General features: G+C 71.3%; 26 protein-coding genes and 1 riboswitch. Of the genes, 6 read left to right on the forward strand and 20 right to left on the reverse strand.

Annotated features, from left to right (window positions below):
- Window positions 1-96: 96 nt before the first annotated feature.
- Window positions 97-297 carry a DUF5999 family protein gene (locus tag OG992_RS04960; protein ID WP_007460326.1) on the forward strand — a complete coding sequence of 67 codons (201 nt, stop codon included), beginning with the start codon at window positions 97-99 and terminating at the stop codon, window positions 295-297.
- 124 nt (window positions 298-421) lie between these two features.
- On the opposite strand, the gene gcvP is transcribed toward OG992_RS04960, so the two are convergent.
- The 3 genes from gcvP to OG992_RS04975 all read right to left on the reverse strand — a co-directional run bounded on the left by gcvP (window position 422) and on the right by OG992_RS04975 (window position 5,487).
- Entirely contained in the window at window positions 422-3,244 is a 2,823-nt protein-coding gene (gene gcvP, locus OG992_RS04965; protein WP_266302522.1) for an aminomethyl-transferring glycine dehydrogenase, read from the reverse strand.
- A 72-nt stretch (window positions 3,245-3,316) separates the two neighbouring features.
- Window positions 3,317-3,415, reverse strand: a riboswitch (glycine riboswitch).
- Window positions 3,416-3,489: 74 nt separating this feature from the next.
- A complete protein-coding gene (locus OG992_RS04970; RefSeq protein WP_266302523.1) occupies window positions 3,490-4,332 on the reverse strand; it encodes an NAD-dependent protein deacetylase in 843 nt (280 codons plus the stop codon).
- A gap of 87 nt (window positions 4,333-4,419) precedes the next feature.
- A complete protein-coding gene (locus tag OG992_RS04975; protein WP_266305154.1) occupies window positions 4,420-5,487 on the reverse strand; it encodes a MerR family transcriptional regulator in 1,068 nt (355 codons plus the stop codon).
- Between the two features lie 118 nt (window positions 5,488-5,605).
- Here OG992_RS04975 and OG992_RS04980 point away from each other — a divergent pair, with 118 nt between their 5' ends.
- Window positions 5,606-6,307, forward strand: coding sequence for an NAD(P)-binding oxidoreductase (locus tag OG992_RS04980; RefSeq protein ID WP_266302524.1), 702 nt, complete (start codon window positions 5,606-5,608; stop codon window positions 6,305-6,307).
- Between the two features lie 28 nt (window positions 6,308-6,335).
- Window positions 6,336-6,614 (forward strand): DUF1905 domain-containing protein, encoded by a 279-nt coding sequence (locus OG992_RS04985; protein WP_112587027.1) that lies wholly within the window; start codon window positions 6,336-6,338, stop codon window positions 6,612-6,614.
- Window positions 6,615-6,639: 25 nt separating this feature from the next.
- On the opposite strand, the gene OG992_RS04990 is transcribed toward OG992_RS04985, so the two are convergent.
- The 16 genes from OG992_RS04990 to OG992_RS05065 form a co-directional block, all read right to left on the reverse strand.
- Complete coding sequence (locus OG992_RS04990) at window positions 6,640-7,599, reverse strand: cyclopropane-fatty-acyl-phospholipid synthase family protein (RefSeq protein ID WP_238685667.1); 960 nt, start codon at window positions 7,597-7,599, stop codon at window positions 6,640-6,642.
- Between the two features lie 114 nt (window positions 7,600-7,713).
- Window positions 7,714-8,409 (reverse strand): DivIVA domain-containing protein, encoded by a 696-nt coding sequence (locus tag OG992_RS04995; RefSeq protein ID WP_266302525.1) that lies wholly within the window; start codon window positions 8,407-8,409, stop codon window positions 7,714-7,716.
- Entirely contained in the window at window positions 8,406-9,587 is a 1,182-nt protein-coding gene (locus tag OG992_RS05000) for a globin domain-containing protein (RefSeq protein WP_266302526.1), read from the reverse strand. The genes OG992_RS04995 and OG992_RS05000 overlap by 4 nt, the downstream gene beginning before the upstream one ends.
- A gap of 2 nt (window positions 9,588-9,589) precedes the next feature.
- A complete protein-coding gene (locus OG992_RS05005) occupies window positions 9,590-9,988 on the reverse strand; it encodes a group 1 truncated hemoglobin (protein WP_266302527.1) in 399 nt (132 codons plus the stop codon).
- A 259-nt stretch (window positions 9,989-10,247) separates the two neighbouring features.
- Window positions 10,248-10,844 carry a MerR family transcriptional regulator gene (locus tag OG992_RS05010; protein WP_238685670.1) on the reverse strand — a complete coding sequence of 199 codons (597 nt, stop codon included), beginning with the start codon at window positions 10,842-10,844 and terminating at the stop codon, window positions 10,248-10,250.
- A 159-nt stretch (window positions 10,845-11,003) separates the two neighbouring features.
- Entirely contained in the window at window positions 11,004-11,468 is a 465-nt protein-coding gene (locus tag OG992_RS05015; protein ID WP_030327706.1) for a bifunctional nuclease family protein, read from the reverse strand.
- 185 nt (window positions 11,469-11,653) lie between these two features.
- Complete coding sequence (locus tag OG992_RS05020; RefSeq protein WP_203121165.1) at window positions 11,654-12,355, reverse strand: MerR family transcriptional regulator; 702 nt, start codon at window positions 12,353-12,355, stop codon at window positions 11,654-11,656.
- Window positions 12,356-12,405: 50 nt separating this feature from the next.
- On the reverse strand, window positions 12,406-12,858 hold the full coding sequence (locus OG992_RS05025; RefSeq protein ID WP_007071101.1) for an FHA domain-containing protein: 453 nt from the start codon (window positions 12,856-12,858) through the stop codon (window positions 12,406-12,408).
- 214 nt (window positions 12,859-13,072) lie between these two features.
- Window positions 13,073-13,453 carry a glycine cleavage system protein GcvH gene (gene gcvH / locus OG992_RS05030; RefSeq protein ID WP_091397961.1) on the reverse strand — a complete coding sequence of 127 codons (381 nt, stop codon included), beginning with the start codon at window positions 13,451-13,453 and terminating at the stop codon, window positions 13,073-13,075.
- A 60-nt stretch (window positions 13,454-13,513) separates the two neighbouring features.
- Window positions 13,514-14,521 carry a DUF881 domain-containing protein gene (locus tag OG992_RS05035; protein WP_266302528.1) on the reverse strand — a complete coding sequence of 336 codons (1,008 nt, stop codon included), beginning with the start codon at window positions 14,519-14,521 and terminating at the stop codon, window positions 13,514-13,516.
- Window positions 14,522-14,532: 11 nt separating this feature from the next.
- Complete coding sequence (locus OG992_RS05040) at window positions 14,533-14,865, reverse strand: small basic family protein (RefSeq protein WP_030327710.1); 333 nt, start codon at window positions 14,863-14,865, stop codon at window positions 14,533-14,535.
- Window positions 14,862-15,806 (reverse strand): DUF881 domain-containing protein, encoded by a 945-nt coding sequence (locus OG992_RS05045; protein ID WP_266302529.1) that lies wholly within the window; start codon window positions 15,804-15,806, stop codon window positions 14,862-14,864. Before OG992_RS05045 ends, OG992_RS05040 begins: the two co-directional genes overlap by 4 nt.
- Window positions 15,803-16,435, reverse strand: a complete 633-nt coding sequence (locus OG992_RS05050; RefSeq protein ID WP_238685673.1) for a CDP-alcohol phosphatidyltransferase family protein — start codon at window positions 16,433-16,435, stop codon at window positions 15,803-15,805. Before OG992_RS05050 ends, OG992_RS05045 begins: the two co-directional genes overlap by 4 nt.
- Window positions 16,436-16,729: 294 nt before the next feature.
- Window positions 16,730-17,191: a MarR family winged helix-turn-helix transcriptional regulator gene (locus tag OG992_RS05055; RefSeq protein WP_238685674.1), complete on the reverse strand. Its 462-nt coding sequence runs from the start codon at window positions 17,189-17,191 to the stop codon at window positions 16,730-16,732.
- 56 nt (window positions 17,192-17,247) lie between these two features.
- Complete coding sequence (locus tag OG992_RS05060) at window positions 17,248-18,420, reverse strand: PP2C family protein-serine/threonine phosphatase (protein ID WP_266302530.1); 1,173 nt, start codon at window positions 18,418-18,420, stop codon at window positions 17,248-17,250.
- Window positions 18,421-18,492: 72 nt separating this feature from the next.
- Window positions 18,493-19,239 carry an SAM-dependent methyltransferase gene (locus OG992_RS05065; protein WP_266302531.1) on the reverse strand — a complete coding sequence of 249 codons (747 nt, stop codon included), beginning with the start codon at window positions 19,237-19,239 and terminating at the stop codon, window positions 18,493-18,495.
- A 112-nt stretch (window positions 19,240-19,351) separates the two neighbouring features.
- Here OG992_RS05065 and OG992_RS05070 point away from each other — a divergent pair, with 112 nt between their 5' ends.
- The 3 genes from OG992_RS05070 (at window position 19,352) to OG992_RS05080 (ending at window position 21,018) form a co-directional block, all read left to right on the forward strand.
- The gene (locus OG992_RS05070; protein WP_266302532.1) at window positions 19,352-20,233 is read left to right on the forward strand and encodes a universal stress protein; all 882 of its coding nucleotides are present in this window, start codon (window positions 19,352-19,354) and stop codon (window positions 20,231-20,233) included.
- A 99-nt stretch (window positions 20,234-20,332) separates the two neighbouring features.
- Window positions 20,333-20,545 (forward strand): phosphatidylethanolamine-binding protein, encoded by a 213-nt coding sequence (locus tag OG992_RS05075; RefSeq protein ID WP_088948250.1) that lies wholly within the window; start codon window positions 20,333-20,335, stop codon window positions 20,543-20,545.
- Complete coding sequence (locus OG992_RS05080; protein ID WP_238685678.1) at window positions 20,542-21,018, forward strand: hypothetical protein; 477 nt, start codon at window positions 20,542-20,544, stop codon at window positions 21,016-21,018. The genes OG992_RS05075 and OG992_RS05080 overlap by 4 nt, the downstream gene beginning before the upstream one ends.
- Before the next feature lie 8 nt (window positions 21,019-21,026).
- On the opposite strand, the gene OG992_RS05085 is transcribed toward OG992_RS05080, so the two are convergent.
- Window positions 21,027-21,230 (reverse strand): hypothetical protein, encoded by a 204-nt coding sequence (locus OG992_RS05085; protein ID WP_238685679.1) that lies wholly within the window; start codon window positions 21,228-21,230, stop codon window positions 21,027-21,029.
- Window positions 21,231-21,241 lie beyond the last annotated feature (11 nt).

Raw genomic sequence — 21,241 nt, forward strand, 5'->3', positions numbered from 1 at the left:
GCGGGCACCTGCTCGATGCTGGACACTTTCGCTTGGTACTGTGCGTCACTGGTCATGTGAACCATGACACAGTGCCCCCACAGTCCGGAGAACCCGATGTGCCAGCACCAACCGACCTGCCCCTCCGCTGAAGCTACCGACCGGGAAGCCGCGCGGGTCCTCGCCTGCTTCCGTGAGCAGGGCTGGAGCCTGCTCTGCAACGGTGTGATCGTCTTCGAGGACACCGGCGAGCTGCTTCCCGACGGCAGCAGCATCGCACCGCACCGCGGCCCCGCCCGCCACGCCCTCGTGGCCTGACCGACCACTCAGCGTCACCGTTTAGCCGCCGTCGACCCAGGCTAGTCCCCCGGTAAGGGACGTCCCCGCCCAGGTCGCAGCGGCTGCCGGGGCAGGCCGTACCGCCCGCCCCGGCGCGCCGTCGTCAGTCCTCGAACGCCTCCGGCGACGGGCACGAGCAGACCAGGTTCCGGTCGCCGTACGCGCCGTCGATGCGCCGCACCGGCGGCCAGTACTTGCCGGCCCGGTCCACCCCGGCCGGGTACGCGCCCACCGACCGCGGGTACGCGTGCGACCACTCGTCACCGCTGACCATCGCCGCGGTGTGCGGCGCGTTGCCCAGGGGGTTGTCCCCGAGCGGCCACGCCCCGGAACCCACCTGCTCGATCTCCGCGCGGATCGCGATCATCGCGTCGCAGAACCGGTCCAGCTCGGCCAGGTCCTCGCTCTCGGTCGGCTCCACCATCAGCGTCCCCGCCACCGGGAACGACATCGTGGGCGCGTGGAAGCCGTAGTCGATCAGCCGCTTCGCCACGTCGTCGACGCTCACCCCGGTCGCCTTCGTCAACGGCCGCAGGTCGAGGATGCACTCGTGGGCCACCAGGCCCTTGTTGCCGGCGTACAGCACCGGGAAGTGCCCCCGCAGCCGCGCCGCCACGTAGTTCGCCGCGAGGACCGCCACACCGGTGGCCCGGGTCAGGCCCTCGGCGCCCATCATCCGCAGGTACGCCCACGGGATCGGCAGGATCCCCGCCGACCCGTACTTCGCCGCCGAGATCGCCGGCGTGGCGTCGACGTGGGCGCCCAGCGGGTCACCGGGCAGGAACGGCGCCAGGTGCGCGCGGACCGCCACCGGGCCCACCCCGGGGCCACCGCCGCCGTGCGGGATGCAGAACGTCTTGTGCAGGTTCAGGTGCGACACGTCCGCGCCGAACTTGCCGGGCTTGGCGAACCCGACCAGGGCGTTGAGGTTCGCCCCGTCGACGTACACCTGACCGCCGGCGTCGTGGACCTTCGCGCACAGCGACGCGATGCCCGTCTCGTACACGCCGTGCGTGGACGGGTACGTCACCATGATCGCGGCGAGCGCGTCGCGGTGCTTCTCGATCTTCGCGTCCAGGTCGACGAGGTCGACGTTGCCGTCGTCGTCGCAGGCCACCACGACGACCCGCATGCCGGCCATCACCGCCGACGCCGCGTTCGTGCCGTGCGCCGACGACGGGATCAGGCACACGTCGCGGTGCGTCTCACCCCGCGACGCGTGGTACGAGCGGATCGCCAGCAACCCGGCCAGCTCACCCTGCGAACCGGCGTTGGGCTGCACGCTCACCGCGTCGTAGCCGGTCACCTCGGCCAGCCACGACTCCAGCTGACCGATCATCTCCCGGTACCCGGCGGTCTGCGCGTCCGGCGCGAACGGGTGGATGTTCGCGAACTCCGCCCAGCTGACCGGCTCCATCTCGGTCGTCGCGTTCAGCTTCATCGTGCATGACCCGAGCGGGATCATGCCCCGGTCCAGGGCGTAGTCGAAGTCCGACAACCGGCGCAGGTAGCGCAGCATCGCCGTCTCCGAGTGGTGGCTGCGGAACACCGGGTGGGTGAGGAAGTCGCTGTCGCGCCGCAGGTCGACAGGCAGGGCCGCGTCCGCGTCGCCGTCGAACGCGGGCACCCCGAACGCCTCCCACACCTGCGCCAGGTGCGCGTCGGTAGTGGTCTCGTCGCAGGACACCCCCACCCGGTCGGCGTCGACCAGCCGCAGGTTGACACCCCGCTGCGCGGCGGCCGCGACGACCCGCGCCGCACCGCCCGGCACGGTCGCGGTGACGGTGTCGAAGAACGCGACGTCCGCGACGTCCACCCCACCGGCGCGCAACCCGGCCGCGAGCCGGGCCGCCATCGCATGGGTACGCGTCGCGATGTCCCGCAGCCCGTCGGGGCCGTGGTACACGGCGTACATGCCGGCCATCACCGCGAGCAGCACCTGCGCGGTGCAGATGTTGCTGGTCGCCTTCTCCCGCCGGATGTGCTGCTCACGGGTCTGCAACGCCAACCGGTAGGCCGGGTTGCCGTCCGCGTCGCGCGACACCCCGACCAGGCGTCCGGGCAGCATCCGCTCCAGGCCCGAGCGCACCGCCAGGTAACCGGCGTGCGGCCCACCGAAGCCCATCGGTACGCCGAAACGCTGGGTGGTGCCGGCGGCGATGTCCGCGCCGATCTGCCCCGGTGCGCGCAGCAGCGTCAATGCCAGCAGGTCCGCCGCGACGGTCACGAGGGCGCCGACGGCGTGCGCCGTCTCCACGAGGCCGGCGTGGTCGCGCACCGCCCCGGACGCCCCCGGGTACTGCAGGTGCAGGCCGAAGAACTCCGCCGGCACCTCGTCGCGCTGCACGTCGAGGACCCGCACGTCGATGCCGAGCGGCTCGGCCCGGCTGGTGATCACGGCGATGGTCTGCGGCAACGCGTCGGCGTCGACGACGTACACCCGGCTCTTGCTCTTGGAGGCCCGCCGCGCCAGGGTCATCGCCTCCGCCGCCGCGGTGCCCTCGTCGAGCATGGAGGCGTTCGCGGTGGCCAACCCGGTCAGGTCGGTGACCATGGTCTGGAAGTTCAGCAGCGCCTCGAGGCGGCCCTGGCTGATCTCCGGCTGGTACGGCGTGTACGCCGTGTACCAGGCCGGGTCCTCCAGCACGTTGCGGCGGATCACGGCCGGGGTGTGCGTGCCGTGGTACCCCAACCCGATCATGGAGACGGCGACGGTGTTGCGCGCCGCGAGGGCCCGCAGCTCGGCGATCGTCTCGGCCTCGGTGGCCGGGTCGGGCAGGTCGAGGGTGCCGTGCCAGCGGATCACCTCGGGGATCGCGGCGTCCATCAGCTCGTCGATCGAGTCGTGCCCGACGACCTCCAGCATCCGACGCTCATCGTCGGGGCCGGGACCGATGTGACGGGTGGCGAACTGCTCTACGGTCATAGGGGGCACTCCCGGGGCGAGGTCGACGTGTCGGCCTCCCCCTCTGTCGCACCCACAGGGCGCTCCACAGTGCCTGCCCACGAGGTCCTTTTGCCTGAGAGGTTCCGGGGAGGATTTGCCCCTTCGGCGCCGCCCTGAGTGCTGTCGGGCGGTCTCTCCCACGTGGGTGTTACCGGCGCGCTCAACGCTACCAGCGTCGGTGTTTCCGGCGGATGTCCTACCCCCGGGCCCTCAGGGCCCCACCGTCACACCTTGAGTGGGGCTCCAGTGGCGACCCGCGCGGCGAGCTGCGGCAGCACCGCGCCCAGCGGCGCGTCGACGCACACTGTGGCGTGGCCGTCACCCCGGGTCGACCCCTGGTTGACGATCGCGACCGGGATGCCCCGTTTCGCGGCCCGAATCACGAACCGGCGCCCCGACATCACCGTCAACGACGACCCGAGCACCAGCAACGAGCGGGCCTGCTCCACGGCCGCGAAACACCGCGCCACCCGCTGCGCCGGCACCGTCTCACCGAAGAACACCACGTCCGGTTTCAGCATCCCGGTGCCGCAGATCCCGCAGTCCACCGGCCGGAACGCCGCCACCTGCTCATCAGGGAGATCAACATCACCGTCCGGGTTGATCGCGGCGACGCGGGCCACGAACTCCGGGTTGGCCTCGCGCAGCCGCCGGTGAAGCTCCTCCCGGGAGGTCAGGTTGCCGCAGTCCAGACAGGTCACCTCATCGAGGCGGCCGTGCAGCTCGATCACCGACGGGCTACCGGCCGCACCGTGCAGACCGTCGACGTTCTGGGTGATCACCGTGTCGACCAGCCCGGCGTGTTGCAGCCCGGCCACCGCACGGTGCCCGGCGTTGGGCGCCGCGCCCGCGATCAACCGCCAGCCCAGGTGACTGCGCGCCCAGTAGCGCCGCCGGGCCACGGGATCACGGGTGAACGCCTGGAAGGTCATCGGCGTGTGCCGCCGCGCCACCCCGCTGGGCCCCCGGTAGTCCGGAATACCCGACTCGGTGGACAGGCCGGCGCCGCTGAGCACCACCACCCCACCACCGGCTACCAGTGAGGCCAACGCGTCGAAGCTCTCCATCACCTCTCCATGCTGCCTCAACCGGCTCGCCAACGCCGAGCCCCGCCCCGGGTGGCGGCCCCACCCGGCGCGGGGCCCCGCCGACCGCTATACCGCGACGACGTCGGCGACGACGCAGGCGATGTTGTCCGGCGCGCCCTCGGCCCGCGCCAGATCGATCAGCGCCCGCACCGTGTCCCCGGGATCGGCCGTCACGGCCAACGCCGACCCCAACTCGGCCCGGCCGACGACCGCGGACAGCCCGTCGGAGCACAACAGGTACCGGTCACCCGGCAACGCCCTCCGCAGCGCCAGGTCCGCCTCGACCTGCCGGCCGCCACCGAGGGCACGCACCAGCACCGCGCGCTGCGGATGCGTCGCGGCCTGGTCCCGGTCGAGCCGGCCCTGATCGACCTGGGCCTGCACCCACGTGTGGTCCTGCGTGAGCAGCGACAGCTCACCGCCGCGCAGCAGGTAGGCCCGGGTGTCACCGACGTGCACCAACGCCAGCCGGGACCCGCTGAGCAGCAGCGCGGTCAACGTGGTGACCGGCTGGTCGGTGTCGGTGGCCAACGCGTGCACGGCGCGGTCGGCGTCGCTCACCGCGCCCGCCAACATCGTCAGCAGGTCGGTCGCCGGCACGTCGGCCAACGTCAACGGCTTCAGGGCGTCAACGGCGGCGGCGCTGGCGGCCGCGCCGCCGGGCCCCCGCATACCGTCGGCCACGGCGAGCAACCGCTCGTCGGCGTACGCGGTGTCCTCGTTGCTGTCGCGCACCAGGCCGGTGTCCCCACCGGCGGCGCAGCGGACGACAACTGTGGGATTCGGGTCAGACATGGTGGCGCCCCCTTCAGACAGGTGGTCCACGAGGAGGGTGGCGAGCCGGGCGCGGGCCGCGGTGTCGGCGCTGACCTGCCGCCAGTACGCGGTGACCGCCTCAGCCGCCGCCGCCGGCTCCAGGCCGCACACGACCCGGATCGTCGCCAGCGGCATACCGAGCCGACGCAACTGGGCGACCAGCCGCGCCACCGGCAGCTGAACCGGGTCGTAGAGCCGGTAACCGGACTCCGGATCGACAGCGGCCGGCACCAGCAGCCCCACCTGGTCGTACAGGCGCAACGCCTTCGGCGTCAGCCTCGCCGCCCGGGCGAACGCCCCGATGGTCATCAGCCCCACGTCGACATCCTCCTCGCGCCGGTCACGGCGACCGGCACCCACCAGGCTCAGGGTTACCCGAAGGTCAAGGTCAAGCCGGTGACGCCGCCCGCACCCACGGCGCCGGTAGGTTGGGCGCATGCGCGTCGTCATCGCCGGAGGCCACGGCAAGATCGCCCTACTGTTGCAACGCCACCTCGTCGGGCGCGGCGACACCGCCGTCGGCCTCATCCGCAACCCCGAGCAGACCGCGACGCTGCGCGCCGCCGGCCTCATCCGCAACCCCGAGCAGACCGCGACGCTGCGCGCCGCCGGCGCCACCCCCGTCGTCTGCGACCTGGAACACACCCCGCCAGAACAGGTGGCCGAACACCTGCACGGCGCCGACGCGGTGGTCTTCGCCGCGGGCGCCGGCCCCGGCAGCGGCGCCGCCCGCAAGGACAGCGTCGACCGGGCCGCCGCCGCGCTGCTCGCCGACGCCGCCACCCGCGCCGGCGTCCACCGCTACCTGCTCGTCTCCTCCATGGGCGTGGACACACCACCCGCCCCCGGCACCGACGACGTGTGGGCGGCGTACCTGCGCGCCAAACGCGCCGCCGAGGACGACCTGCGCGGCCGCGACCTGGCCTGGACGGTGCTGCGACCCGGCCGGCTCACCGACGACCCACCCATCGGGCGGGTCACCCTCACCCCCCACGCCGGCAGTGGCGCGATCAGCCGCACCGACGTCGCCCACGTCCTCGCCGCGCTGCTCGACGAGCCGCGCAGCACCGGCGCGACACTGGAGCTCGTCGACGGGCCCACCCCGATCGCCGAGGCCATCCGCGCCGCCGCCCGCTGACCGACCCGCCGCGCCGAGGAGAGAACCCATGGACCCGCAACCACTGGACTACCGCTTCACCGCACCCATCGAGAAAGACGGCGCGTTCGCCACCTACGTGACAGTGCCCGACTCCGCGGACCTGCTCGGCACCCGACGCGCCGTCAAGGTCACCGGCACCATCGACGGGCACCCGTTCAACGCCACCCTCATGCCCTCCGGCGCCGGCCCTCACTGGCTGCCCATCCGCGCCGCCCTGTGCAAGACCATCGGTAAGAGCGCCGCCGGCACCGAGGTCACCTTCCACCTCGAACAACGGCTCAGCTGACCACCCGCCGCACCGCCGGTCGCCCTCAACCGCCCGGGCGGTGCGCGGCCACCAACACCGGCCCGCCGGGGACTGTCGGAAAACGCCGAACGTCACCCAACCCGGCCCCCGCCAGCACCTCCGCCATCCGGTCGGCGTCGAAGGCGTTGCCGCCGTTGCGCACGGCGTTCCACCGGTCGACGGCCGCCCGCAACGGATCCCCCGCCGGCGGATTGGTGCCAGCCACCAGCCAACCACCAGGTCGCAGCGCCTGCACCAACCGGGGCAGCGCGAGCGCCAACGTCTGCTGGGGAAGAAACGGCGCCGGCACCCAGACCAGGTCGTACCCGCCCGGCTCGGCGACCTCCGCGACGTCCTGAAGGCGCAGCGTGATCCGATCCGCGACATCGCGGGCCTCGGCCAACTCCCCGACCGCGAGGTCCAACGCGCGTTGCAGGACGTCGATACCCACCACCGACACCCGGGGCAACGCGCGGGCCAGGGCGACAGCCAACCCCGCCACTCCGGTGCCCACGTCCAGCACCCGGGCGTCCGCCGCGTCCAAGCGCTCCGCCAGCCCCGCCAACTCGGGCACCACCCGGGTCGCCAACGCCCGACCGGTCGCCGCCGACGCCCGACCCTGATGCAACAACACCTCGTCGTCCACCTGCGCCCAGCCGACCCCACCCCCACCGGAGGGCTCCTGCGCCGCCGCGGCGACCGCCTGCCGCAGCGAACTCAACCGCGCCTGCACCGCGCTGCGCCCCGTCGGCCCGTCGGCAGGCACCAGCGACGGGTGCGCGACCGGCGTCCCGCCGTCCCAGGACAACAGACCGGCGGCCTCCAGCACCGCGCTGCGGTGCGGCGACGCCGCGAGGACCTCGGACAGCGGAGCCGACAGGGCGTCACTCATGGTGCCGACCGCGGCCGCCAGCGCCCACGCCGACGCCTCCAACGCGGCCAGCGGATCCGCTGACCCGCCGGATGGGGACGGTGATACCGACACGACGGCGCCTCTCCCAGGGGCGGGCCACGGGTCAGCCCCGCCTGACCCCTTCGACTATGCCACCGCCGCCAACGCGCCGGGTGGCGTCCACGTCAGCGCACCCCACCCGGCGACTCAGCGCTGCTGATGCCGAGGCAACGCCGACTGACCCACCACGCCACCCACGAACGGCGCCCCCGGCGTCTCCGCCGCGATCCGATCCATCGTGCGCGCCAACTGCTCACTGCCGTCGTCGAGATGCCGCGCCGCCGCCTGCATGTGCGACACCATCATCTCGCCGAAGATCCGCAACGCCTCCCGGGTCGCCACCGTGTCGTCGAAGCTCGACCCCGCCGCGCTGCGGTACTCCGCCACCGCCCGCTCCGCCTCCTGTTTCGCCTCCGCCTCCGCCGCGTGCAGGTAACTCTCGTACTGCACCCGGGCGTACTCGGCGACCCGACGCGCATAGTCATGGGCCTGCGCGATGATCTGCTCGGCCTCCCGCTGCGCCGCCGACAGCAGATTCACCTCCCGCGCCGCCGGGACCTTCGCCGCCGCCCCCGTACTCGGAATCACCCCGTGCCGGTGCAACTCCACCCGGTCGGTCAGCCGCTCGTTCTCCGCCCGTAACGTCGCGATCTGCGTCGCCAACAGGTCCAACTCGTCAGCGACCTGCACCCGGAACCGGTCCACGTCAGCGTTGTCGTAACCACGCCGGGCGAACGACGCCGCACCGAACTCCCACCGCCGAACCCGATCGGCGGTCATCCGCACCTGCACACCGCCGGAAACCTGCATCCCGTCATACCGACTGATCGGCGTCGCACTCACCTGTGCCCACCTCCCGAGGTGTCACCCGCAGCCGACTGCTGCACCGCCGTCCGCCACGCCGGGCCGTACCACTGCGCGCCCAGGCCCTCGTGGTGCACCTGACCCTCGTGGTAACCCGCCTGCACCAACGTCCGCACCGCGTGCGACACCATCTCGTCCGACCCACACACGAACACGTGCCGGGACCGCCAGTCACCGTCGGCCAACGCCCGGTCCACCGCCTGCACGAACTCCCCCGGCCGGTGCACGTCGGCACCGACCACGTACGTCACCGTCAACCACGGACACGACGACGCCAACTTGTCAATCGCATCGCTGTCGTAGAACTCGCTACGGGACCGGGCCCCCACGTACAGGTCCACCCGCCGACGAGAACCCTCCGCGGCCACCTGCTCCACCAACGCCTTCACCGGCGCCCAGCCGGTACCCGACACCAACAGCAACAGGTCACTGGAGCCCGCCGACCACAACCCCAACCGGTCCCCCACCGGCGCCGCCAGGTGGATCCGATCCCCCACCGCCGACCCGTACACCAGCCGCGACGACACCGCGCCACCCGGCGCGGCCCGCACATGCAACTCCAACGTGCCGTCCGCCCGCGGCGCGTTCGCCGGCGAGTAGTACCGCCACGACCGCACCGACGGGTGCGACACCCCGATCGACTGACCCGGCGTGAACGGCAACAGATACTGCGGACGCACCGTCACCACCGCCACGTCGAACGCCCGCCGCTCATGCGCCACGATCTCCGCCACCCACCACGGCGGATTGACCGACTCAGCGGCCTGCGCGGCCTCCATCATCACCTGGGCGACCAACCCGTACGCGGCCGTCCAGTCCGCAGCCAACTCGTCGGTCCACTGCTCGGCGAGGAAATGCTGCAACGTCGCCACCAGCGCCTCACCGACCGCCGGATAGTGCTCCGCGCGGACCGCGAACTTGCGGTGATCCGCGCCGAGATCCTGCAGGAAACCCACCAACCGATCCACCTGGTCCACGTTGGACACGATGTGACCCAACGCGGTCACGAGGCGGTCCCGCTGACCAGCCATGTTCGTGGGGAACATCTGCCGCGTCTCGGGATGGGCGAGGAACAACGTCGAGTAGAAGTAGAGCGGCACCTGGTCGCCGTGACCGGCGACCACCGACCAGCTCTGCTTGAGGCGAGCCGCGTCCACGCTCAGACGCCCGACCTGTTCCCGGCAGCCACCACCTGGTCCTGCACCTGCCCCAACACTGTCTGCACCTCGGCGATGATGTCCGCCGGCACCCCCAGCTCGGTCAGCGTCACCGTCAGGTGCTCGCCCACCTTCGCGAAGTGCCCCACAGTGATGTTCAACGGCTGGTGCGCCTCGGCCAACCCACGACCCGTGTACTCGTTCGGGCCACCCAGCACCACCGTCAACATCAACGCCAGATGCCGCCGCTGACCCGCCATGTCCACGCCGACGAAATAGCCCGCCAACTCCGGGTCCGCGAGCACCTTGTCATAGAACAGCTCAACCGCCGCCTTGACCGAACTGGCACCGCCAATGCGGTCGTAGTGCGAGGCGGGAGCAGTCTCTTCCGTAACCGTCACGGTCGTTCCTTCCGGGGGGTGAAGGGTCCAGAACCGTGAGGGACCATAGCGTGTCAACCGCCCCCGGTCAGCGCCCCCTTATCGGATTCCCGACAACACGCCGACACGGTGCGTCACCACTACCGATGGGTATCTCCACAATGGGCCACCGACACGACACCCACGGTATCCACAATGGACCGACACGGCCGACAGACCCCCGCCACCGTCACCGACGGTCGCGAGAAAACAACCGGAAAAAAACCGAAAGACCGAACCGTCAGCCGGCGCGCCGACGCGCTCGCCGCGCCGCCAACTCGTCACCCACCGGATCCGGGCCCGACACCACCGACGGCTCCACCGGGCCACTCGTCGCCGGCTCCGCCGGCAGATGCGACAACGACCCCTGGATCTCCTTGAAAGCCCCACCGATCGCGATCCCGAAGACCCCCTGGCCACCCTGCAACAGGTCGACCACCTCCTCCGGAGACCGGCACTCGTACACCGTCGTCCCATCCGAGATCAAGGTGATCCCCGCCAGATCCTCCACACCACGCGACCGCAACGCCTCGATCGCCTTACGGATGTTCTGCAGGGACACCCCCGCATCCAACAACCGCTTCACGACCTTCAACACCACCAAGTCCCGGAACGAATACAACCGCTGCGTCCCCGAACCCGAAGCGTCACGAACGCTCGGCACCACAAGCGTCGTCCGCGCCCAGTAATCCAACTGCCGGTAACTGATGCCCACCGCGTGGCAGGCCGTCACACCCCGGTAGCCAACCGAACCGTCACCCTCAGCCGCCACACCTGGCGACGAGGCACCCGACTCGTCGAACTCTGCACCCGGATCGGAATCCCGCGGCTCGTGCATCCGGACAACCTCCCCGTCAGTGTGGCGACGCATCGTTTCCGGGACGCGCACCCCTCGACATGGAAACCCTATCGCCACCGTCAGGGGTTACCACGGAGGAACCGACGCGACACGCCGCGCAGCCACCGAGAAAGATCACCAACCGAGCCCAGGCACACCTCAGCCCGCGAAATCCTCCGGACGCACCTGCTCCAGGAACTCGCGGAACTTCTCCACCTCGTCCTCCTGCTCATCAGGGATAACGATCCCCGCCTCGCTGAGGACCTGCTCCGCACAACGAATCGGCGCACCAACCCGCAACGCCAACGCGATCGAATCGCTCGGCCGCGCCGACACCCGCACCCCATCACCGATCAACAGATCCGCGTAGAAGACGTTCTCCTTCAGCTCGGTGATCTCCACCGCCTGCAAGGGCGCCTTCAACGCCGCCAACACATCCCGCAGAAGATCATGCGTCAACGGCCGGGCCGGCTTGACCCCCTGCTGCTCATAAGCGATAGCCGTCGCCTCGACCGCGCCGATCCAGATCGGCAGATACCGGTCCCCCTCGACCTCCCTGAGCAGGACGATCGGCTGGTTGCTGGGCAGCTCCACCCGAACTCCGACCACGCTCAGCTCGCGCACCGCCGCCTCCGTGTCGTTGTCACCTACGCCGCACCGCGCCCTTCCCTGCACGGTACACGGACCGCAACACGGCCGTCCCATGCGCTACAGCACCACGCCCGCGCCGAAAAGGGGTTACCCCGGCAAGCCTACGGCACGCTTCCCGGAAGAGATCTTTCCGCTCAGCCACCACCCACCGGGCACCCTCACCGACCCAACGTCGACCGCAGCCCCACCCGCACCAACGCCGCGTGCAACTGCTCCGACAACGCCACCAACTCCCGCGCCGTCTCCGCCGCCCGCGCCCGCGCCGCCGGATCACTCTGCCGCGCCAACGGGGCCACCAACTGCGCGAACAAACCGACCTCCCGGTCCGCCGCCGTCCGGTAACCCCGCAGGTGCCGCGGCTCCAACCCGTACGCCGCCAACCCCGCCACCGCCGACGCGATGATCAGAGCATCCGCGTCATACCAACCCGGCGGATCCGACACCAGCACACCGAGCCGCTCCAACTCCACCAACGTCGACTCGTCAACCCCACTGCGCGCCACCAGATCCGCCCGGCCGAGCCGCACCTGCGACGACTCGGCCGGCTCCGCCAACTCACGACCCGGCACCGCACCATCGGGACCAACCGCCACCAACGCCGGCCGCGACCGCCCCGGCTGCTCACCGGACGAATCCCACTGGGCCAACTGCTCCCGGATCACCCGCAACGGCAGGTACTTGTCCCGCTGCGCGGTCAACACGAACCGCAACCGCGCCACATCGTCCCAGCTGTACTTCCGGTAACCCGCCGCCGTCCGCTGCGGCTCGACCAAACCCTCGGCCTCAAGAAACCGCAGCTTCGAAATCGTGGTATCCGGAAAATCCACCCGCAACTGCCCAAGCACCTCACCGATGCTCATCAGCGGCTCAGACCGAGCCGCCCCGGGTGACATGGAGGCCGCAGGCTCGTTCACCCCCGGCCGGCCTCCTCCTCCGGGCGCGGACCGGCGATGAACACCACCCGGAACTTACCGATCTGGACCTCGTCACCATTGCTCAACGTGGCCGCCTCAACCCGCTCACGATTGACGTACGTGCCATTCAGGCTGCCCACGTCCCGCACCGTGAACGTCCCACCATCACGGTGGAACTCCGCATGCCGACGCGACACCGTCACGTCATCCAGGAAGATGTCACTGTCCGGGTGCCGGCCACTGGTCGTCACATCGTGGTCCAACAAGAACCGGGCGCCCGCATTCGGACCTCGACGAACCACCAGCAGCGCCATACCCGGCGGCAACGAACCGGACATCCGGCTCGGCACCACATCGGTATCCGGCCCCTCCAGCACTTCGTCGAGCGAACCGAGATTGAGCGTCGAAGTGACGTCGAGTGGGGGGAACTCGTCGTCTGGCCGCGTCATGGGACCACCTCACGGATCTGTTCGGTCGGCGTCGGGTAATGGCGGGTCTGGCCGCCGGGCACTTGAACACCCGGCGGCTGGCTCCCCGTGCCCGGGAAGGCAATTCCGCAACGCTCAACTATTGGGTTCTCGGTCGACTGGGCGAGCCTAGCCAGCGCCGAAATGCAGGGCAACCGGACGCGCGCAGACATCCCACGCACCGGATCAAGCACACTCAGCCTTCGGTGATCTTCTGATACGCGGCCGCCGTCAGCAACCCATCAGTCGCAGTCGGATCATTCGGCGTGATCTCCACCAACCAACCCTCACCGTACGGATCAGTATTGATCAGCTCAGGAGTGTCAGCCAACGCGTCGTTGCGCGCCGCCACCGTACCGGCCACCGGCGCGTAGATCTCCGACACACTCTTGGTCGACTCGATCTCACCCAACGAGTCACCGGCCGCGACCACCGCACCCGCCTCGGGCAACTGCACGTACACGATGTCACCGAGCGCGTCCTGCGCGAAGTGGGTGATGCCGACCCGGACCGAAGCCGTGCCGTCACCCGCCACCCACTCATGCTCAGCGGTGTATCGCAGATCCTCGGGAATCACCAGACGCGTCCTTCATCCATCGGTGCCCCGGACCACCCGGGTCCGGCGCGGCCGCGCCGGTCAGGAGACCGGACGGGCGTGTTCCAACTTGATCGGCACGTGCAGCGCCGAAACCTCGGCAACCTCACGCTCCCCAAACGTCACGTTACCGCCGGCACCCCGGACCGACGCCACCACCCCACCAGGAATGTTCAACGCCGTACGCATCGTCGCCGGATCACCGATCACCGTGATCGTGTACGGCCCCGACAACCGACGCCCCTCCACCATCAACGACCCGTTGTCATCGAGGAAGTACGTCGACGCGATGATCCGCACCGTCGCCCGATCCCCACCGGAAATCTGCATCGCCTCGGCGCCCGCACCACGCAGCTCCTGCACCGCGTCCAACACCCGGTTCGCCGAGATCGCCTCCACACCCGCCTCGAACTGCACAGTCAACCCGGGACCCACCGCCGGCAACGTCCCCGCCAGGATGCCCAACTCGTCCGCCCGCCGCGTCGCCTCGTCCAACGCCGCCTGACGACCCTGCTCACCCGAACGCAACTGCCGCTGACTGTCCTCCAGAGCCCGGATGTCCTGCTGCAGGCGGTTCTCCCGCGCATCCAGATCCGACAGGATCCGGACCAGGTCCTCCTGCCGGGTCGCCCCCAGCGTCGGATCCGTCGACGTCGTCTTCAACTGCACGACCAACGTGAACCCCAGCAACGCCAACAGCGCGGCGATCATCACCCCGGCCGCACTCCACCGGGACCGACCAGCCACCACCGGCGCCGCCGACTCCTGCACCGGCTCCGCCAACCCGTCAGAACCCGCGACCGGCCGCTCCCCCGACCGCGACACCGCGTTCAGGTCCACCGTCGCACCATCGTCGACCGGCTCCACACCCGGCACCGCCACCGGCTCGTCATCCGACGGCTGCGCCGGCCCCTGCGGCGCCAACGGACTCAACTCATCCGGATCCGGCGCATCCGGCCGCGGATCCGGCTCACCCGCCGGCCCACCCGGCCGCACCGGACCCGCCGGCTGCGGCCACCCGGTCCCCGTGTCGGTCTGCTCGTCACTCATCGCAACCCAACCTACGCCCGGAACAGGTGCCGACGGATCGCCGCCACGTTGCCGAAGATACGCACACCCAACACAACGACCACACCCGTGGACAACTGCCCACCCACCCCCAACTGGTCACCCAGATACACGATCAGACCAGCCACCAGCACGTTGGAAATGAACGACACCACGAACTGCTTGTCGTCGAAGATGCGGTCCAACCGCGCCCGCACCCCACCGAACACCGCGTCCAACGCGGCCACCACCGCGATCGGCAGGTACGGCTGCAACGCCGCCGGCACCGTGGGATCAAGCCACACGCCCAGCACCACACCGGCGAGCAACGCCAACACCGCGATCATCGGCCACCTCCGGAGGGGCTCACAGTCGTCCCCGGACCGGACGACCCGGGACTGCCGGAACGGACACCCGACGCGGAAGGGCTCGGACTGACCGACGGCTTGGCGTAGCGTAGCTGCGGCTCCGGCGCCGCCGGCAGGGTGAGGTCATCCGCCTCTCGCACACCGAACGACAACCCCGTCCCCTGCGCGACCTTCCGCATCAGCGCCGCGTTGCGGCTGTCCTCGAACTTGCGCCGCATCGAACCCGGCCCGATCGCCGACACCTCGTACGGCCCGGTCACCGGCCGGAAATCCACCAGCATCGCCTCACCCGCCGACCGGATCGTCGACGTCGACGTCAACCGCTGCCCGTTGATGGCGATCGCCTCCGCGCCAGCACTCCACAACGCGTTCGCCACACCCTGCAGGTCGCTGTAGAGCACCCGCGGCGGCCCAGCGCCGGCACCGGTGACCGCATCCGCCTTGTCCGGCGCATCCGCCAACCGCACCACCACACCATCACCGCGCACCCGACCCAGCCCGGTGCTCGCCTCCAGGTTGCGCAACCGGGCGGCGGCCGACCCGCTCAACGCCGCGTCCCGCTGCCGACTGACCTCCTCGCGCAGCTGGTCCGCCTGCGTGGACAACCGATCGGTCTGGCTCTCCCGCTCCTTGATCTGCGCCACCAGACCCGAACGGGCCTGGCTCCGCCCCGGCTCGTCCGCCATCGTCTGCCGGTACGCGACAGCGAACAGGAAACCGAGCATCACCACCACGACCAGGCTCACCGACCGGGCCGGCAAGGCCCGCCACCCGCGCGCCGGAGCCGACTCCACCGAGCGTCGACGGGCGGCAGCCGCGTCCGCGTACCCCGGATCCAGCGGGTTGCGAAACAGTTCGGTGAGGAAATCCGGCGCGTACACCCGGTCCTGGCCGGGCTTTCCCAGCCGAGGCGCGCTCACGCCGCCGCTCCCGGGCCCCGCGCCGCGCGCACCAGCCGAGCCGCCTGCACGACGTACATCCCGCCGGCCACCCAGTACAGGACCAGCCCCCACCAGGCCAACGCCCAACCGATGGCGCTCGCCGCCGTCGCCACGTCGCTCGCCGCGCTCGCCAACAACAGCACCGGGAACGCCGCGAGCAGCAGGAACGTGGCGGTCTTGCCCACGTAGTGCACCGGCGGCGGCCCGTACCCGTAGCGACGCAGCACCGCCAGCGAGGCCAGCAGGAGGACCTCACGGGCCAGCAGCGCCGCGGTGAACTGCCACGGCACCACCTCCCGCGCGGTGAAGGCGACCAGGGTGGCGAGGATGTAGAGCCGGTCGGCGAGCGGGTCGAGCAGCTCGCCCAGGCGGCTGACCTGGTGCAGGCGGCGGGCGATCCAGCCATCGACCCAGTCGGTGGTGCCGCCGATGGCCAGCACCACGACCGCCGCCACGTCGGCCCGCGCCACCAGGAACAGGTAGAGGAAGAGCGGCACGCCCAGCAGCCGGCCGAAGCTGATCAGGTTGGGCAGGGTGAGCACCTGGTTGCCGGGAGTCTCGTCACCGGTGTCCCGCGGTTGCTCTGCCCGAGCCTGCCGACGCGACACCGATCCTCCTCCACGGCACGCGGGCCCCCGGCCGGCGGCGGGCGCGGCTGAGGGTCGTACGCGCTGTCGGGCCGACCAGCGCCGGCTCTCCCCTGCGGCCCCGGGCGGGGCCCCCTCCCCTGATGCGGCCCGCGATCTCGATGATCGCGGGCCGGGTAGGTGCGCTGCCACTATATCGGGCTCCCTCTCCGTGGCCGGGCGCCGCTGCGGGCTGTCGGCGCGGCTGTGCCGCACTGTGGCGTGGATCACCACGCGTAAGGCGTCCTAGGATACTGGTGGAAGAGGGGGCGGCGATCAGGCCGTCTGGACGGCGGGATCGATGTGCTGCTCGGGCGCCGAGGTCGCCGCCCGAGCGAACCCGGCCAGCGCCAACAACAGCTCGTGCTGCTTCCGCGCCGGCATTCGGTCCAACACCGCCTGCACCGCGCGCTGCCGCCGCTCGGCCAACTCCCCCAACAGGGTCAGCGCCGCGGCGGTCGGCACCAACCGCACCTCACGCCGGTCACGCGGATCGGCCACCCGACGCAACAGCCCGGTCGCCTCCAACCGGTCACACAGGCGGCTCGCCGACGAGGGCCCCACGTCCAGTAGCTCCGCCAACCCGTTGACGTTCGTCTCCGGACGACCGCAGATCAGCGTGAGCACCCTCAGCTGGGTGGGCGGCACCTGATGCCGCGACGCGGCCGACTCCAGCACGGCGATCAGCGTCCCGGCGGCCGCGTCGATCGCCGCGGCGAGATCCGCAGGTCGCTCCACCTGATGTCCCCTGCCGTCGTCGCGCTGGTGCCCGCCCGGCAACGCGGCGGCAAACCTCACCCCGTGCCCCGTTCGCGCGGACCGTGCCAGTCCAGACAGACCACGACGGCGTCGTCGTGCAGATCGGAATCCGCGTGATAGGCGTGCAGTTCGCGCATCACCGTACCAACCGCCTCGGCCGGCGGCTGCAGGCGCGTGGCGCGCATGGACCGAGCCATCATCCGCTGCCCGTACGGCTCCTGACCCGGCGGCTCGGCGGCCCACACCCCGTCACTGACCACGAAGAGCCGGTCACCCGGGGCGAGTTGCACCTCCTGAAGCTCGTAGCGGGTCTCGGCGAACATGCCCAGCGGCAGCTGCTGATCCAGCTTCACCGGCTCGACAGTGGACCCGCGCATCCGCAACAGATGGGGAGAGCCCGCGTCGACCGCCCGCACCATGCCGAGGCTGGTGTCCACCTCCAGCAGCAGGGTGGCCACGTACCGGGCGCCCCGGTGTTGGTAGAAGACCGTGTCCGAGGCCAGCTCGGCCTGCTCCACCAGGCCGCCACCGGAGCGACGCGCGTTGCGCATCGCGTTGACGGTGACGGCGGTCAACAGGGACGCCGCCAGCCCACTGCCCTCGCCGTTGAGCACCGTCACGGTGAGACGCTCGCCGTCCAACGACCAGTCGAAGTGGTCGCCGCCGACGGTGTACGCCGGTTCGAGCTGGCCGGCCAGATCGAACGCGTGGTGGGACACACCACGACCGGGCAGCAGGTCCCACTGCATCTCGGCGGCCATCGTCAGTCGCTCCCGACGGCGGGCCCGCCGGTAACGGTCGGTCTCCCGGTCCGCCGCGCGCATCGCCACGGCCAGGGTGCCGGCGATGTCCGTCGCCCGACCGGTGACCGTCGCGTTCGGTGCGGTCGGAAGCTCGATCAGCAGCACACCCAGCCGTTCCCCCCACACCGTCAAGGGCAGGTAGAGCCGGCAGGGGCCTTCACCGTCGCGGACCGGTTGCTGGCTGCTGAAGCAACGCTGCGCCATGGTGTGGCAGGCCAGGAAGCCGCCCGCCGGCAGGTCCGGGTCCAGCACCGGCCAGAGGCCGCTGATCCGGTAGTCGGCGACGAAGACGTCGGTGCGCAGCGCGCCCATCGCGGACCGGATCGCCCGGTCCGCCGCCTCCGCCAACTGGTCCGGCGGAGCCTCGCGCAACGCGCGCGACACCACGTCCGGCGCGTCTACCATTCGTCGTCCTCCCCAGAAGCTTGCTATAGGGCAAGCATCATACGGACGCCCCCGGACGGGTGATCGGCGCGGTCAGTCAGCCGCGCGGGTCGCGAGCACACCATGGAACGCGTCGGGCACCCGTGCCGGCGGGCCGTCCGGCCGCCACTCGGCGACCGGGACGATCCCGTCCGCCGTCGGCGCCCACCGACCCAGCAGGGGCGCGAACGCCGCCGGTGGACGCATCCGGAACTGCGGACCCATCATGGCCAGCGCCTGCGGGTGGCCGGCGAGTTCCTCGGTGTCGAAGTCCACAGCGAGCAGGCTGCCCGGCGCCGCGGCGGTGTACAGCTCGTCGAGGGTGTGGATCAGTGTGGCGTCGTCGAGGAACGCGGCCAACCCCAGGAAGACCACCCCGACCGGCCGCCGACCCCAGCCCGGCACGAAACGGTGCAGCTGCGCCGGGTCGATGGTGCCGATGTCGGTCGCGTCGCCGAAGCCGTAGCCGGCCCGGTCGCTGCCGGCGAGGATGCCCTGTCCCAGTCGGATGGTGACCGGGTCGACGTCGGTGTAGAGCACAGTCGCGTCGGTGGCGACCTCGTGCACGTTGCCCATCGTCGGCACCCCGGCGCCGAACACCAGGAACCCGTCCACGCCGTGGGCGGCCATCGCCCGCACCGCCCGGCCCAGGAACGCCCGCAGCTCACGGAACACCGGCGCGCACGGCCCGTACGCCTGCTCGAACGCGTTCGCGGCGGCCACGTCCACGGGGAAGTGATGGTGCCCGCCGAGCCAAAAGTCGATCATGCGAGCGGTGCTCGGCTGGTCTGGTTCACCCATCGGCGGCGCTCCCTCCCCGGTCGTCGCCAGCGTACCGACCGGGACGCGCTCAGCGGTATCGCGGCGCGAGGGCGTCCGGGACCGCGATACTGGCCGCGAGCGGAGGTGGGCGGTGAACTCGGCGAACAACGCGGCGGTGGTGGTCGGCGTCGACGGTTCGGAGTCGGCGCTGCGCGCCGTGCGCCTCGCCGCCGCCGAGGCGGCGCGCCGGCACCGACCGCTGCGGGTCGTGCACGGTTTCATCTGGCCGCTGCTGCACGTACCGGTCTCCCCCGCCCCGGACGCGCCGCCCGGCGGTGGGCTGCGCCACCGGGCCGAGGAACTCGTCGAGGCCGCGGTGGGCGAGGCCGAGGCGACGGTGCCCGGGTTGTCGATCTCCGGCGAGATCATCGACGGTGAGGCAGCCGCGGTGCTGGTGGGCGAGTCCCCCACGGCCGCGCTCATAGTGCTCGGCGATCGCGGGCTGGGTGGGTTCTCCGCGCTGCTGGTCGGCTCGGTCGCGGTGCAGGTCGCCGCGTACGCCGACTGCCCGGTGCTGGTCGCGCGCGGAACGCGACGACCCGACGAGCCGGTCCTGGTCGCGGTGGACGGCTCGGACGCCTCCCGGCGGGCGGCGGACTTCGCCGCCGAGACCGCCGTGTCGCTCGGCGTGCCGCTGGTGGCGGTGCACGCCTACCGACACCCCGGCAGCAGCGGCCCGGGCGACATGCAACCCCTGGTGTACGACGAGGCGACGCTGCGCGGCGAACAGGAGCGGATGCTCGGCGGGTGGCTGACCGGGCTCACCGACGACCACCGGGGTCTGCGGTTGACCTGCCAGGTGGTGCATGGCCGACCCGGCACTGTGCTCGCCGAGGCGTCCCGCTCCGCCCAACTGGCGGTCGTTGGTGGGCGCGGGCGCGGCGAGGTGACCGGGTTGCTGCTGGGGTCGGTGAGCCAGTCGATGCTGCACCACGCGCAGTGCCCGGTGGTCGTCGTCCGCGCTCCCCAGTAGCGTGCCGGGGTTGGTCCGCCGCCAGACGGGTAGACGGCCGCGGTACGCCCAGCGGACGGTGGGCAGCACCAGGTGCCCAGACCGACGAAGGAGGCACAGATGCCAGGACCACGGCCGGGCAGTAACGCGTACGACAAGCAGCGCGCGCGGTTGCGCAACGCGATCGACGACTCCGGGCGCCGAGTACCCGACGGCAAGGCCAACCAGGTCGCGAACCGGATCCTCCAGGAGGATCGCGGTCAACGGGGCGTGGTGCGCGGTGAGCGGACGTACGGCCCGAAGAGCGAGCGCGAACCGGGCGACCCGAAGTGAGGACTGTCGACGTGGCCGACGGCGCCATCGCTGGCGCCGTCGGCAGTACCGCGTTGAACGTGGTCAGCTTTCTCGACATGGCGCTACGGGGACGTCCGGAGAGCGACGTCCCCCAGGAGACCGTCGACCGGCTGGCCGGGATCGCGCACGTCAGCCTTGGGTCCGACGGCCGGGCGGCCAACCGCCGCTCTGGCCTCGGGCCGCTGATCGGTTACGGCCTGGGCGTCGCCGCGGGAGTCGGGTTCGCGCTCTACGCCGGTGGTCGACGTCAGCCGTTGCCGGTGGCCACCGGCCTGCTCGGCGCGGGCGTGATGACCATGACCGACGGGTCGATCACAGCGCTCGGGATCAGCGACCCGCGTACGTGGAGGCGCTCCGACTGGATCTCCGACATCATCCCGCACCTCGCGTACGGACTGGCGGCCGCCGCCACCTGGAACAGGTTGCGGCGGCCGCCAGTCCGCGGTCGCTAACCCAACGGTCAGCGGGTGTCGCTGTCGTCCTCGGCCACCGGCTCTCCGGCCGGGCCGTACGGCGACACCTGCCCCTTGGGCACCGGTCGACCGGCGTCCCCGCGCGAGGACCCACTGTTGAGCGGGTGTCCAGTCGGCGTGGGCCCCTTGCTGTCCTGGCTGGTGGCGCCCTTGGCGTTGCGGCGGAACTCTTCCTGCTGCGGATTGACCACGGGTGTCTCCC

The sequence above is a fragment of the Micromonospora sp. NBC_00362 genome (assembly GCF_026342155.1).
GTDB lineage: Bacteria > Actinomycetota > Actinomycetes > Mycobacteriales > Micromonosporaceae > Micromonospora > Micromonospora hortensis.

Bases quoted from the DNA above. Each gene is read 5' to 3' on its own strand.
- OG992_RS04960 (WP_007460326.1), top strand. From the start codon at position 97: ATGTGCCAGCACCAACCGACCTGCCCCTCCGCTGAAGCTACCGACCGG.
- gcvP (WP_266302522.1), bottom strand. From the start codon at position 3,244: ATGACCGTAGAGCAGTTCGCCACCCGTCACATCGGTCCCGGCCCCGAC.
- OG992_RS04970 (WP_266302523.1), bottom strand. From the start codon at position 4,332: ATGGAGAGCTTCGACGCGTTGGCCTCACTGGTAGCCGGTGGTGGGGTG.
- OG992_RS04980 (WP_266302524.1), top strand. From the start codon at position 5,606: ATGCGCGTCGTCATCGCCGGAGGCCACGGCAAGATCGCCCTACTGTTG.
- OG992_RS04985 (WP_112587027.1), top strand. From the start codon at position 6,336: ATGGACCCGCAACCACTGGACTACCGCTTCACCGCACCCATCGAGAAA.
- OG992_RS05010 (WP_238685670.1), bottom strand. From the start codon at position 10,844: ATGCACGAGCCGCGGGATTCCGATCCGGGTGCAGAGTTCGACGAGTCG.
- OG992_RS05020 (WP_203121165.1), bottom strand. From the start codon at position 12,355: ATGAGCATCGGTGAGGTGCTTGGGCAGTTGCGGGTGGATTTTCCGGAT.
- OG992_RS05025 (WP_007071101.1), bottom strand. From the start codon at position 12,858: ATGACGCGGCCAGACGACGAGTTCCCCCCACTCGACGTCACTTCGACG.
- OG992_RS05035 (WP_266302528.1), bottom strand. From the start codon at position 14,521: ATGAGTGACGAGCAGACCGACACGGGGACCGGGTGGCCGCAGCCGGCG.
- OG992_RS05040 (WP_030327710.1), bottom strand. From the start codon at position 14,865: ATGATCGCGGTGTTGGCGTTGCTCGCCGGTGTGGTGCTGGGCGTGTGG.
- OG992_RS05060 (WP_266302530.1), bottom strand. From the start codon at position 18,420: ATGGTAGACGCGCCGGACGTGGTGTCGCGCGCGTTGCGCGAGGCTCCG.
- OG992_RS05065 (WP_266302531.1), bottom strand. From the start codon at position 19,239: ATGGGTGAACCAGACCAGCCGAGCACCGCTCGCATGATCGACTTTTGG.
- OG992_RS05075 (WP_088948250.1), top strand. From the start codon at position 20,333: ATGCCAGGACCACGGCCGGGCAGTAACGCGTACGACAAGCAGCGCGCG.